The organism is Pseudomonas sp. S3_B08, assembly GCF_054667725.1.
The window spans coordinates 5331213-5344559 of sequence record NZ_CP162750.1 but is presented as its reverse complement, the minus strand read 5'-3'; the positions used below and the strand labels follow the sequence as shown (position 1 = coordinate 5344559).

Genomic DNA, 13347 nt, shown 5'->3' with positions numbered 1-13347 from the left:
CCTCATCTGCAGATCAGGCAATGTCTTCAGCCGGAGCATCCAGCCCCATCGCATGCAGACGCGCGTAGTAGCCATTATGAGCAAGCAGTTGGGCATGAGTGCCGCGTTCGACGATCTCGCCCTGATCCATGACAAGGATCAGATCGGCCTTCTCGATGGTCGACAAACGGTGGGCAATCACCAGCGTGGTGCGGCCTTTCATGACATGGTCGAGTGCCGCCTGAATGTGCCGCTCGGACTCGGTATCAAGGGCCGAAGTCGCTTCGTCGAGGATCAGCAGCGGGGCGTTTTTCAGCAAGGCCCGGGCAATCGCCAGGCGCTGACGCTGTCCGCCAGACAACAGCACACCGTTCTCGCCCACCTGGGTATCCAGGCCTTGAGGCATCTGCGCGATGAAGTCCATGGCAAATGCATCCCTGGCGGCTTTCTCGATATCTTCGCGAGGCGCGCCTGCCAGATCGCCGTAAGCGATGTTGTTGGCGATGGTGTCGTTGAACAGCGTCACGTGCTGGGTCACTTGCGCTACATGGCGACGCAGATTGCGCAGACGATAGTCCTCGATTTCGACATCATCGAGCAGGATTTCGCCGGTCTCGTGGTGATAGAAGCGCGGAATGAGACTGGCCAGCGTCGATTTGCCGCTGCCGGAACGCCCGACCAGGGCGATCATCTGACCTGGCGACGCGGTGAAGCTGATGTTTTTCAGCACTTCCCGTTCAGTGCCCGGGTAAGTGAAGCTGAGGTTGTTCACCGCCAGATGGCCACTGACCCGATCACGCTCGATCGTACCGGTGTCGATTTCCGGCTCGACATCAAGCTGCTCGAAAATGCTTTCGGCGCCGGCCACACCTTTCTGAATGGTCGAGCTGACTTCAGACAATTGCCGGATCGGTTTGGGCAGCAAACCGGCAGCCGTGATGTAGGCGACCAGATCACCGGCCGTTGCATCACCGCGCAGGAACAACACCAGGAACATCAACACCGCCATGGCGGTGTAGATCACCAGCTGCAGCATCGGCGTATACACCGCGCCGGTCTTGGTCATGCGCAACTGTTTGTCGGTGTTGCTCTGGCTGGCCGCCGCAAAACGCTGCTGCTCATAAGCTTCGCCACCAAAACTGCGCACGACGCGATAGCCTTGAATGGTTTCGGAAGCCACATGGGTGACGTCGCCCATGGCCACTTGGATCTTCTTGCTCTGCTTGCGGAATTTCTTGCTGGTGTTGCCGACCATGAACGCGATCACCGGCAGAATGGCCAGCATCACCAGAGTCAGTTTCCAGTTCATCCACAGCAGATAGGCGAACAGGAAAACCACGGTCAGGCCTTCGCGGATCACCACTTTGATGGCATCCGTGGCGGCGCCGGTGACCATGGTCACGTTGAAAGTGATGCGCGAGATCAGATGACCCGAGTTATGGGTATCGAAATAGCGATTGGGCAGTACCAACAGCTTGTTGAACAGTTCGATACGCAGGTCATGCACCAGCCCCAACGAAACCCTCGCCAGGTAATAGTTGCCGAGAAACGAGCCGAGGCCTTGCCACGCTGCGATCAGGATGATCAGCAACGGCACAGCCATCAGCAATTGCACGTCTCGCAGATAGGGAACGTTGGGGAAGAGCACCGCTTCCGGGTTGCTCAGGCCATCGACAAAATACTTGAGAATCCCGGCCAGCATTGGTTGCGTGGAAGCAAAGATCACGAAGCCCACGATACTCAGCAGGAAAAGACCGATATAGGGTTTTACGTACCCCAACAGCCGAAAGTAGATTTTCAGGCTGGATTCCTGTTCCGCTTTGGGCGGTGCGTCAGTCATCGTAGAGCTCACTGGTTAAGAAGAACGCGAAATTTTATCACAAGCGCTGCCATTGGCCCGCGCCCATACCAAAACGCTGGCAAGCCCCAACGGCAGCCAGCTGATGAACCACTCGGCGCGCGGGGTGCCGGTGAGGCTGGCAGCGTCGAATTGCATCGCCAGTGTCGAGAACAGCCAGATACCGATGATCCCCCGGGCATACAGCGTTTCTCGAACTTTCCACGCTTGGAAAATAACGGCGAACCAGACGGCAGACCACAACAGCAGTCCCGGCAGACCCAGTACGATCGCAACATGGGTGAACAGATTGTGGGCGTGATCGAAAGTCATGCCCGACCAGAAAACCCGGTAGTCCCCACCCAGGCCCAACCCACCCCAGGGATGTTGGGCAATCATATCCAGAGAGGCCATCAGAATCTGCGGACGAAAGGAAACTCCGCGCGCCAGCACCAACGGTTCGAACAGCCACAGCGCCACAATCGCCACCACCAGGGCCACGGCTGCGACGATTCGGCTGTGGCGGTCACGGCACCAGATCGGCATGGCCAGGATGGTCAGAAACAACGCCAGCGCCGCGCCTCGACTCTGACTCATCAGTACAAAGATACCCAGCACCGCCAACGCCAGTGTCCAGACCCCTTGCCACATCACGCCACGCGGCGCCCACAGGGCCAGCCACACCGCCGCCAGGCCGATGACATAGCCGCCGAGGATCGGATGCGCCAGCTCACCCAGCCCTTCCACCCGGGCAGACCAGGCGTTACCTTCGATGACGTAAAACCTGACGATGGCCACCAGCGCAGTTACTGCCAATCCCAGCCCGCCCCACTGCATCAGGCGAATCAATCGCTCGGGGCGTCCGCTGGCGAACACCGGAAAAAACAGCAGGAACACCACGATATACAACAGACGCTTGGCCTCGCGGCCCGTTTCCGGTGCGTTTGTCCATGCCAGACTGATCAGCGACCAGACCAGCAATCCGAGCAATGGCAGGTAGATCCAGCGTTGTTCATGGAGCACTTCTCTGACGCGGTGCCGCGCAGCCCAGCCCAGCACTAGCGCCGGCAACCAGACGAGAGCCACCAGCCCCTGCTGGTAGACCTTGTTGGTGGGCGCTACGGCAATAGCCAGTAAAAACCACAAGAGCCCCATCGCCATCCATAGTTGCGCCCAGCGTGTTTCCTGCATCAATCTGCTCCTGACAAGGGTTCGCCCATGCGACGCGGCATGGTTAAAATCGAAACTTTTCGGCATCATTGCCCGCTACTACACCCCGCACTTTCGACAAGGCTTCCTACGATGCGATGCTCCCGGCTCTCACAAGCCGCTCTAGACCAAATGATCGACGCCGCCAAAGTTCTGGAAGCGGACAGCTATGGGCCGAAAGTCTACCTGCTGCAGGATGGGAAAATTCTCAAACTGTTTCGTCGCAAAAGGTTTTTTTCATCCGCCTTGTTTCGCCCCTACTCGAAGCGATTCATCGACAACGCCGTCGAGCTGCACAAACTCGGCGTACCGACGCTGCAGATCCTCCAGTTCTTTCGCCTTGAGAAACCAGGCATGACCGCCGTGCTGTATGAGCCTCTGCCCGGGCAAACGCTGCGCCAGATCGCCGCAAAACAAGGTTTCAACTGGACTCAGGCATTGCCGGATCTGGCCGAGCTGATACGCAGCCTGCACCGCTCGGGCATCTATTTCCGCTCCCTGCATCTTGGCAACATCGTCGTCACACCAGACAACCGCATGGGCCTGATCGATGTCGCCGACATGCGCTTCACCCGCGGACCGTTGCCAAAGCGCTTGATCAAACGCAACCTGCAACACTTCGCACGCTATATTGCGCGCGAAAAGCTGAACGACAGCTTTCCGATGCAGGCACTTGAGCGCGCGGTCTTGTCGTCATGAAAACAATGCGCGGGCAGCCTGGCTGAAGTTCGCCCAGGCCTCGTCCGGTGAAAGCATCCGGTACTGCTCGGCATTGATCGCTTGAGATGAGGCACCGAAGGCGCGGTCGATGGTCTCGGACCAGGCCTTTGTGTCATTGACCGGGGCATACCAGCCAGCGCTGCCCAGTTGTTCGCTGAACACCTCCAGATCGCTGCACAACACCGGTACGCCGGCCATCACCGCTTCCTGCATGACCAGACCGAGGCCCTCTTCCAGCGAAGGGATCGCAACCCAGTCGAACGCACGATAAAGCTGCGCTGCTTCGTTCAGATGCCCGGTCAGCAAGACCTTGTCGTGCAAGCCAAGCGCGTCGATGCGCTGCTCCAGCGCCGCGCGTTTGGAGCCTTCGCCGATAATGACCAGGCGCAAGTCCGGGCGGCTGTCGAGTGCTGCGGCAAAGGCATCCAGCAAATAACCGAACCCCTTCTCGGAGACCAGCCGCCCTACCGCGCCCAATACCGGCGTATCGCCTTGCGGCAACCCCAACCGTGTCCGGGCTTGCTCGCGGGTGAACAGGTCAGCACGAAACGCTTCCGGATCGAACGCACTTCGCAACGGGGTGACAGGCATCTGCAGATCGCGGGCCAGTGAATCGGCGAGAGTGCTGGAAACGGCAACCAGTTTCAGCTGGGACGCAGGGATTGCCTGGAATAGAGCCTGGTCGCCGGCATTCAATCGCGCCGAACCGTGGAAAATCACTACCGCGCGGATATACGGCAGCTTCTTGAGGACCGGCAATAACGTGCGGGCAACGCCCATGCCGTCCAGCAGCAGCAATCGAGCGTCACTGTCCACGAGCGCCTGGCGAAACCTCGCCCGCATCACGGGTTTGGCAAAACGCCAGAAATGCCGGCCCTTCAGGCGCGCTGACGATAACTGCCACTCCCGGACCTCACCGACATCCACGCCGCACTCGGCTCCCTGCCCCTGGAGGAGCCAGGTTTTGACCACCGCCGACGGTGCCGCCTGAGAGAGTATTTGCTGATGCACTTTATGGATTGATGCGAACGGAGCGCCACCGGCCCACATGATATTGAGAATATTCATCGGGCAGAAAGCCGTTGCACGGATTTGCGGGGACAAGCTGCGGCGTACTCGAACTCAGTTGATGAACCAGCCAATGCAGACTCCCAGCAACAGAAACAAGGCAAATTTAATCTGCTCGCGGCGATTGCGGCGCGCTTTGCGTTCACGCTCGACATCCGTTTGCACATGCAGACCAAAACCGGTGTGCATGACCGCGTCTGCCTCGAGTATCAAGGCCTCCCTGTTCAGTTGCGAGTAGCGCTGTGACAAGGCCTTCTCGCCACCGTGTCCGGCGAAAGGCGCACACAACCGATAATCCTCGAGTCGGCGCAACCCCGGGTTCAGCGAGAACCCCTGCCACTCCGGCTTGTCGGAAATCAGCGGATAACACGCGACGCCATCGACAATCTCGCGCGCGCCCAAATGGATGTATGGGCTGTGAACACGCAGATCGTGATTATAGCTGCGCAACCAGATCTGCAGAATTTCCGGCCGCGCTTGCAGAATGGTCATCGAGTCTTCGACGAACCCCGGACGATAGAACTCCCAATCATCTTCGCAATGAAAAATGTAGGGGGTGCTGACGTGTCCGTAGGCCAGGTCGATCGATGCCAACTGGCCCAGCTTCGGACGATTGACGAAGACCGTGCAATGTTCTTTCCAGTGGGCAGGCAGAATCCCGGCAACGCCTTCGTCGCCGGCATCTTCGGTGATGAACACTTCACGAATGGGTGCCGTGTTGTACCGGTCGAAGCTATCGAGAGTGGCCTTGAGCAGATCGAGTCGACCGCAGCTGGTAACCACCAATGTAATCTGGCTTTCTTTGGAAAATTGCACCGATATCTCGTTAATCAGAAGTCGCCAGCAATATCACTGGCTATATGACACTTGTCAAATGCCCACTTTCAGGCGGATTTTTTCCAGCAGACTCAGCGGCGCCCGATCACGCAACGGCGGCTCAAGTTCTTCAACGATGCGCTGACCGATCCGCGCGAAGCTGAACTGCTCCACCGCCAGTTCGCGACCGTTGTCAGCGATGCGTTGCGCCAGTTGCGGATCCTCGCGCAGCGTGGCCAGCTTTTCCTGCAACTGCGCGATCGTCTGATAGAACACCACGTTGTGCATGTCCTGCAAACCCAGCGCCGCAGCTTCGGCGGCGCCTTGATCATAGGCCAGCAGGACGCAGCCGCAAGCCATGGCTTCGAAGTTCTTGATCATGAACTCGCCCATGCCCACGTCCGCGCTGACAAAAAAGCGGATACGGTTGAGCGTTTCCAGGTATTCAGCCCCGGACTTGGTCCGCGTCACCAGCAGCGGCTCGACCTGGCCCAGTTCATCCAGCAGTGCCTTGCGACCGCTGTAGGCCACACTGTTGGTACTGCCGACGAAGGCAAGTTCGATATCCCGCTCGCGCCCCAGGTCCTGCAATTGCGTCTGATCGTAGCCCTTGGGCACGAACACGGCGTCGAAGCCCTCCGAGCGCAGGCGCTCGGCCACCACGAAACCGGAACTGATCACCCGTGCCCACGGCAAACGCCGATAATGCGCACTGAACTTGCCGGTGTACTTGCAGGGGATGTAATTCTGATAGGCATCGTGCTCCAGAATCACCAGATTGGGGATAGTGCGGATAAACCCGACCTGCCGGATCTCCTGCTTGAAGCGCAGGAAAAACACGATGCGGTCATAGCGGGTAACATCGACTTCGCGGCGGAAATATCGCCGCAGATTGCGCTGCTCGTCACCGCTCAACCAGCGCAGATCGCACTCACAATGGGCGGCGACACCCTCATACAAACGATCGAGAATGGCCCGTTGATCTTTCTGCACCAGAAATAGAACTTTCATTGTCTTCCTTGCCGCAACAGCAACCCGAGCAAACCTGAACATGCCCGCCCGCAAGAAAGTCTTGCGCGGGCGCCTGTGTCGCTACAAACGCCAGAACAGTTCATGTCGCCGAACCGCCTTGCGGAAAAATTCGTTTTCGCCATAAGGCGAACCCGCGCGCCCAGCCAGCAATCGCTGCAAGCTTCGACGCAAGCGACGCTTGAACGGCGCGGGCGGCTGCAGGTCATGCATCATGCCCAGAGCCATTGCCTTGTCACGCTGCTGATCCACGGACAACGTCAGGCATACAGGCTGCACCGGCACGCCAGCATCAAAGGCTGGCGGCAGCGCCACGCCATCGCCACTATTGCCCATCGGCCACCGGTCGTTATCGTGCAGATGGTTGGCATAACCGAGCAGCGTCGGCTGCCAGTCCAGCCCCCCCAACACTTCAAGCACAGCCTGCTGCGCACAGATGTGGTCGGGGTGCGGGTCCAGCGTCGGATGCGGCAGCACGATAACGTCCGGACGCGCGCGCAGCATTGTTTCGCGCAGATCGGCCAGCAGATTGTTCCAGGTCGGCGCGCCATCGGCGTCACTTGGCAGAACAAACCGATTGAATTGACGGAACAGACGGGTATCGCTCAAATCCGCTTCGCGCGAACCCACCGGTTGCTCCGGCTTGTCCCGCATCGCGGCCAGTTGCAGGCAGAAATAGCCCAACTGCACGCAGCGTTCCTGGGGGACACCGGCCCATTGCGGTACGGTGAGGCTGTCCCAGGCGCGCAAGCGTCCCTTCAGCCGCGCGGCGTCGACCTTGCTCATGCCCATCTGCTGATAATGTTCGGCCTCGATTTCGCCAGCGGTCAGGGTGACGATCCAGGCTTCATCGGCCTGACTGTACAACCCGAACGCCGCCAGCTCCGCATCGTCGGCGTGAGGGGCAATGACCATGACCCGCTGGCGACGATAATCAGCGTGTTCCAGCGCCCACAGTACCGGCTCGCCCGACACTCGACAGAAACGGCCGCGCAGACGCAATACTCCTTCGGACAACGCTTGCGCCTGACAGCTCAGGTTCAGATAGCGCAGGCCGCCGACACCGCGTTCAAAAGTCTGTACGTCAGGATTGGCGCCACCCGACAATTCGATGAAAGGATCAAGAAAACGTCCCAGCCAAGTGCTTTTGACCTGTACAGCCAGAATCAGAACGGCTTCGTCAGCCAGCATCACCCCTTCATCCAGACGCAGTTGCTCGCCGTGCAGATGAGTCTTCGGCTGCGGCGTATAGGGCGGGAAGGTGTATTGGTAATCGTCACCGGGCGCGTAGAACAGATGATCGGCAAACCACGCCTCATGGGCGATCCAGCCGCCAACCAGCAACACCGGCGCCAGCCACCAGGCGACCAGCACGCTCAGCGCGATGATGGCGGCCAGCGCGACCAACACAGCCACGCGCTTGTTGCGTCGATGGCGCTTGAGCAATTGCTGTTTGCGGCTCATGGTCTGACTCATACGGTGAACACTGGCACAGGGTTGCACCAGCGGTCCTTGTATTCACGGTCAGCGCGACCGAATGAAAAACGCAGCGGCTTGCCGAGTGCCCGTGCGTGTTCCCAGGCGCTTTGCGTATTGAGAAAACTCAGCACGCTGCCGGGGCTGAACTCGCGGGTTTCGGGATCCACACCGCCATTCACGTATTCGACACTGATCCATTCTGCCGCCTCAACGCGGTAGACCAATTGAATCGCAATCGGCGCATCGTTGAGGAAAATGACCGAGCCGATCAGCAACTCGCGCAGCAACTCGATGACCTCGGCCATGCGCGCCGCGCCGGTCGCCGGAAAGCCCCAACGGCGCTGAAACAGATCGCAGTACATCGCGGCCAGCTCAACGCTGGAAAACTCGCTGACCGCTCGCACCACACCGCCCGCTTCTTCCAGCAGACGCAGCTCTCGACGCTGGTTGTAGCGGAACTTTTTCGACAATTCTTCCGGCGTGCGGGCCATGGCCAGTTGTTCAGCCTGCAACTTCAGACCACTGAAACGGCCTTCGTTGAGTGCCGACAGATAGCGCGCCCGATGCCGCAGCGGTGCCTGGGCATCGACGGCGGCTGGCAGGATCAGCTCGGCATTGCCGAGGTCGAACAGGCCTTTCTTGCCGTTGCGTTTGAGCACGTCCTTGGACAACGCCAGGTCGCGTCCCCAGGTAGCGATGGCGGCTTTAACCTCGCCCTGCTGCTGCCAGGCCAGATAACGCACCGGGATCCCGGCCAGGTCCGCCAGGCGCTCGCATACCATCGGATGTGTAGCGACACTGCCGCCATAACGTTGCCAGGCAGTGGCGTAGGTCGAGGCGTCAACGGGCGACCAGCCACGTTCGCGCCAGCCTTGAAATCGGTTGAGCATCAGCCCCTCGTTGCCAGATCGGTAACTGGCGGCAGGCGCCAGAAGGTCTCGCGCACCGCACGGTCGGAGAAACGCTCATGCAGTCGCTCGAGCATCATCTGCGCACATTGACGACGCTGCTGCGCATCCATCGCGGCCAGATGTTGCAGCCCCTGAGCCAGATGCTCGGCATCGCCCAATGGAAACAGAATGCCCACACCCTCCACCACTTCCTGCGCCCCGCCGCACGCGGTGGCCAGCAACGGTAAGCCGGCGGCCATGGCCTCCAGCAAGACCATGCCGAACGGTTCATGATCGGAGCTCAAGGCGAACACATCGAAGGCGCGGAAATAATTGCGCGCATCGGGCACCTGACCGAGAAACAGCACTCGGTCGGCAATGCCCAGCTCACGGGCCAGCCCCTTCAGATCCTGCTCCAGGCGACCACTGCCGAGAATGACCAGCTGACTGTTGGCCGGCAGGCCTGGCAGCGCTTGGGCAAACCCGTGCAGCAACGTGGCCTGATCCTTGTCCGGGTGCAGGCGGCCGACGTTACCGACAATCCAGGCATCCGGCGACAGCCCGAGGATCTGCCGCGCTTCTTCGGAAGGTACCTGACGGGCTTGCAGTGCAGGCACATCGATGCGGTTGTACAACGTCTGGATTCGGCTTGCCGGCCATTTCGGCAGGCAGCGTCGCATGTCGTCACGCACTGCATCCGACACGCCGAGAAGGCTCAGGCGCTGGCGAAAAATATGCGCGAACAACTTGCGCGTCCCTCGCTGGTAATCGCCGAACGCGTGGTGCACACCAATGACCGGCAGCGATGTGCCGAGCAAGGCGATATAGATCGGCTTGAAGCGATGGGCGATGCAAAGACTGAAATTGCGTGAGGCGACGATCTTGCGCAGATCGCCGATAGCCCCCAGTTTCAGGCCACGAATGGCCTTGGAGCTGTACTCCATGAACAACACTTCATCGGAAGCACACGCTGCGGCCACCTCGCTATCGGCGGCCCCGGTCAGAAACACCGTGGTCACCCGATAGCCGGTGCCGGCAAACAGGCTGGCGTACTGCCGCGCGCAGTCCAGGAACGGCCCGTCATAGCCGTGACAGAACTGCAGCACATGGCGTTCAGCCGAGCGAGTCATAAGCGTTGGCGCCCTCTTTGACCACCAGAATATCTTCCATGATCAGGTACTGCAGATCCGAGCCGAAAAACATGTTCAGCGCGTCGGTCGGCGAGCAGATCATCGGTTCGCCACGACGGTTGAGCGAAGTGTTCAGCGACACGCCGTTACCGGTGAGGTTTTCCAGCGCCTTCATCATGTCGTAGTAGCGCGGGTTGTATTCGCGCTTGAGCACCTGGGCACGGGAAGTACCGTCCTCATGAACGACTTCCGGCACGCGGGTTTTCCATTCTTCGGCGACTTCGAAGGTGAAGGTCATGAACGGCGCCGGGTGATCGATCTTGATCATCTGTGGAGCGACGGTGTCGAGCATCGACGGGCAGAAAGGCCTCCAGCGCTCGCGGAACTTGATCTGATGGTTGATGCGGTCGGCGACACCGGCCACGCTCGGGCAACCGATGATCGAACGACCACCCAACGCGCGCGGACCGAATTCCATACGGCCCTGGAACCAGGCGACCGGGTTGCCATCGACCATGATCTGGGCGATCTGCTCCGGCATGTTGTCGAGCTTGCGCCAGGTCGGCTTGTTCTCGTGCCGGGCACACGCGGCAATCACGTCCTCGTTGCTGTACGACGGGCCGAGGTAGACGTGTTCCATCTTCTCGACCGGTACGCCACGGGCGTGCGACACGTAAGCGGCAGCGCCGACTGCGGTGCCGGCATCGCCGGACGCAGGCTGTACGAACAGCTCTTTGATGTCGTCGCGAGCGATGATTTTCTGGTTCAGCTTGACGTTCAACGCACAGCCACCAGCGAAAGCCAGTTTGCCGGTTTCCTTGAGCACGTCGCCCAGATAGTGGTCGATCATCTGCAGCGCGAGCTTCTCGAACAGCGCTTGCATGCTCGCGGCGTAGTGGATGTACGGCTCGTCGGCGATGTCGCCTTCGCGCTTCGGACCCAGCCACTCGATCAGCTTCGGCGAGAAGTAGAAACCCTTGCCCTTCTCTTTATAGCGACGCAGGCCGATCACGTTGGCGTAGTCGGTGTTGATCACCAGCTCGCCATTTTCGAACGAGGCCAGACGCGAGAAATCGTACTTGCTGGCATCGCCATATGGCGCCATGCCCATGACCTTGAACTCGCCGTCGAGCATCTCGAAACCGAGGAATTCGGTGATCGCACCGTACAGACCACCGAGGGAATCCGGGTCGAAGAATTCCTTGATCTTGTGGATCTTGCCGTTTTCGCCGTAACCGAAGAAGGTCGTGGCGTATTCGCCTTTACCGTCGATGCCGAGGATTGCGGTTTTTTCCTTGAAACCGGAGCAGTGATAAGCACTGGAGGCGTGAGCCAGGTGATGCTCGACCGGCTCGATCTTGATTTTCTTCGGATCGAAGCCCAGTTGCTCGAGGCACCAGACGATCTTGTTGCGATAGCGCTTGTAGCGACGGTTGCCCATCAGGATCGCATCGAGAGCACGATCCGGGGCGTACCAGTAGCGCTTGGCGTAGTGCCAGCGGGCCTTGCCGAACAGGCTGATCGGGGCGAAAGGAATCGCCACCACGTCAACGTCGGACGGTTTGATGCCGGCTTGCTCGAGGCAGAATTTCGCCGATTCGTAGGGCATGCGGTTCTTTGCATGTTTATCGCGTACGAAGCGCTCTTCCTCAGCCGCCGCGACCAGCTTGCCGTCGATGTACAAGGCTGCGGAAGGATCATGGCTAAGGGCGCCGGACAGGCCAAGAATCGTCAATGCCACAGGGGTCTAGCCTCTTTAGTCTGCATGCAGGCGCGATGCGCCTTGAAAATTGATGTGCCCTCGCACAGGGCGAGTGGCAGCTAAAGGGCGGGATTATAGCGTAAAAGCGCCCGCAAGCCTCTAGCAGGAACAGGCAGTCGCCACGTTGACAGGCTTTGGACGTCGCAATAGACTCCAACTCAAATGGACTGGGGGATCCCGGTCGGCGCTAATGCCTCGGTGAGATCACCGGGGCTTTTCGCTTTTTGGAGGCGGGAAAATCTTCAAGCCCCAATTTTCGAAACCTTCTCCAGCGTTTATGCGCCCACCGCTGCAATAAAACTTGCGTTTGAGCACCTCGAAAGCGCGATTTTCCTGACCCGCTCTCAAAACACTCATACCAATGGGTCTCGCAACAAGATCAGCCAGCTGTAAGCCGGTGGAATTGACCTGCTTTGTGGCGAAGACTATTTCGAACGGCAGTTGCACGCCCATTCGATTGGCACCACCGCACATTCTGCGAAACTCTAGCTCCAACTCGTTATCTTCCCGCTTTCCTCGGCGTTCAAAAATCACATGTGTTGATGCGCGGTGCTGACCCTTCTCAGATAAAAAATCGTACAAAGTTTCAAGACAGAAGCCGAGCGCCAGATGATACGGATTCTCTAGAGAACCCTGCTTCTCGCAGAGTGGAGCCTTATCGATGACACAGCTGATCAAAACGAAATTGCTGGCCTCAATGATGCCGGTCAATTCGGCAAGAAACGCATGCTTGTGCGCCTTTGAGGTAAACAAACTAGAGAAAGCGCCTTTTTCTTTTCTAATCTCAAGCTCATGCAGCCCGATCAGATCATGTCCCATGTGATTGAACTTGAACTTCTGAACCGCTGGGATGACCTTTTCGCAATAGTGGCGCTTATGAAACACACAAAAGGCGAGTACGAAAATCGGATAGTAAGGGTCCAACCGCTGCATTCCGTGATCACCGCTTTCATCAACATAAATGACGAAGTCACTGTATCTCGCGTCGGCGTGCTGAGGCTCTACGCCTTCAAGAACCTCGCGCACCTCGCCCCGATTTTCAAAACGAGAAAACTGCACAACGTCACCCGCGATTGGGACGCCAATAGATACTGAGATTGCCATCCTCGATTTGCCGGTAAATCGTATAGGGCAAGGAAACGGTATCGAACACGGCGGACAGAGGAAGATCAAGCAACACAAAGGGCGCCAGCATGCCCGTAGGATCAGGCGGCGCATTCAGCGTGCAAAAATCGAAGGCCAGGCCACTGTAGATGCGCGGAATCGATTGGCAGTAGGTCTTCTTTTTGCGCAGGTCACGGGCAGCATCGGCGTCGCCCTGCAAAACGGTCGAGACACTGCCACAGCCTGAGAGAACTGCAGACATTACGCCCAGCGTCAGAATTTTTTTCATGCTCAAGATTCGCCCTCCGAGATCGTCAGGCAAAT

At 58.9% G+C, this 13347-nt stretch carries 12 protein-coding genes; 1 reads left to right on the top strand and 11 read right to left on the bottom strand.

The genetic code is table 11. The features are described from left to right. Positions 1-13: 13 nt before the first annotated feature. Together msbA and AB4N73_RS24135 are read right to left on the bottom strand one after the other, a co-directional pair. Positions 14-1819, bottom strand: coding sequence for a lipid A export permease/ATP-binding protein MsbA (msbA, locus tag AB4N73_RS24140; RefSeq protein WP_016771984.1), 1806 nt, complete (start codon positions 1817-1819; stop codon positions 14-16). A gap of 15 nt (positions 1820-1834) precedes the next feature. Beyond that, positions 1835-3007 (bottom strand): O-antigen ligase family protein, encoded by a 1173-nt coding sequence (locus AB4N73_RS24135; protein WP_095180985.1) that lies wholly within the window; start codon positions 3005-3007, stop codon positions 1835-1837. 150 nt (positions 3008-3157) lie between these two features. Between AB4N73_RS24135 and AB4N73_RS24130 the strand changes: the two genes are divergently transcribed. Further along, positions 3158-3724 (top strand): lipopolysaccharide kinase InaA family protein, encoded by a 567-nt coding sequence (locus AB4N73_RS24130; RefSeq protein WP_224787295.1) that lies wholly within the window; start codon positions 3158-3160, stop codon positions 3722-3724. On the opposite strand, the gene AB4N73_RS24125 is transcribed toward AB4N73_RS24130, so the two are convergent. The 9 genes from AB4N73_RS24125 to AB4N73_RS24085 form a co-directional block, all read right to left on the bottom strand. Continuing rightward, entirely contained in the window at positions 3719-4813 is a 1095-nt protein-coding gene (locus AB4N73_RS24125; protein ID WP_375123031.1) for a glycosyltransferase family 4 protein, read from the bottom strand. The two genes, AB4N73_RS24130 and AB4N73_RS24125, sit on opposite strands and share 6 nt — an antisense overlap. A 54-nt stretch (positions 4814-4867) precedes the next feature. Beyond that, entirely contained in the window at positions 4868-5629 is a 762-nt protein-coding gene (locus tag AB4N73_RS24120; protein WP_056787489.1) for a hypothetical protein, read from the bottom strand. Between the two features lie 54 nt (positions 5630-5683). Further along, positions 5684-6640 (bottom strand): glycosyltransferase, encoded by a 957-nt coding sequence (locus tag AB4N73_RS24115; protein ID WP_460142636.1) that lies wholly within the window; start codon positions 6638-6640, stop codon positions 5684-5686. A gap of 81 nt (positions 6641-6721) precedes the next feature. Then, the gene (locus tag AB4N73_RS24110) at positions 6722-8122 is read right to left on the bottom strand and encodes a PIG-L deacetylase family protein (RefSeq protein WP_460142635.1); all 1401 of its coding nucleotides are present in this window, start codon (positions 8120-8122) and stop codon (positions 6722-6724) included. An 8-nt stretch (positions 8123-8130) separates the two neighbouring features. Next, complete coding sequence (locus AB4N73_RS24105; protein ID WP_460142634.1) at positions 8131-9027, bottom strand: antimicrobial resistance protein Mig-14; 897 nt, start codon at positions 9025-9027, stop codon at positions 8131-8133. After that, entirely contained in the window at positions 9027-10157 is a 1131-nt protein-coding gene (locus AB4N73_RS24100) for a glycosyltransferase (protein ID WP_460142633.1), read from the bottom strand. The genes AB4N73_RS24105 and AB4N73_RS24100 overlap by 1 nt, the downstream gene beginning before the upstream one ends. After that, positions 10141-11898: a carbamoyltransferase family protein gene (locus AB4N73_RS24095; protein ID WP_024011327.1), complete on the bottom strand. Its 1758-nt coding sequence runs from the start codon at positions 11896-11898 to the stop codon at positions 10141-10143. The genes AB4N73_RS24100 and AB4N73_RS24095 overlap by 17 nt, the downstream gene beginning before the upstream one ends. A gap of 225 nt (positions 11899-12123) precedes the next feature. After that, a complete protein-coding gene (locus tag AB4N73_RS24090; RefSeq protein WP_460142632.1) occupies positions 12124-13023 on the bottom strand; it encodes a DUF3800 domain-containing protein in 900 nt (299 codons plus the stop codon). Next, entirely contained in the window at positions 12983-13312 is a 330-nt protein-coding gene (locus tag AB4N73_RS24085) for a YceK/YidQ family lipoprotein (RefSeq protein WP_370593503.1), read from the bottom strand. Before AB4N73_RS24085 ends, AB4N73_RS24090 begins: the two co-directional genes overlap by 41 nt. Between the last annotated feature and the right edge of the window lie 35 nt (positions 13313-13347).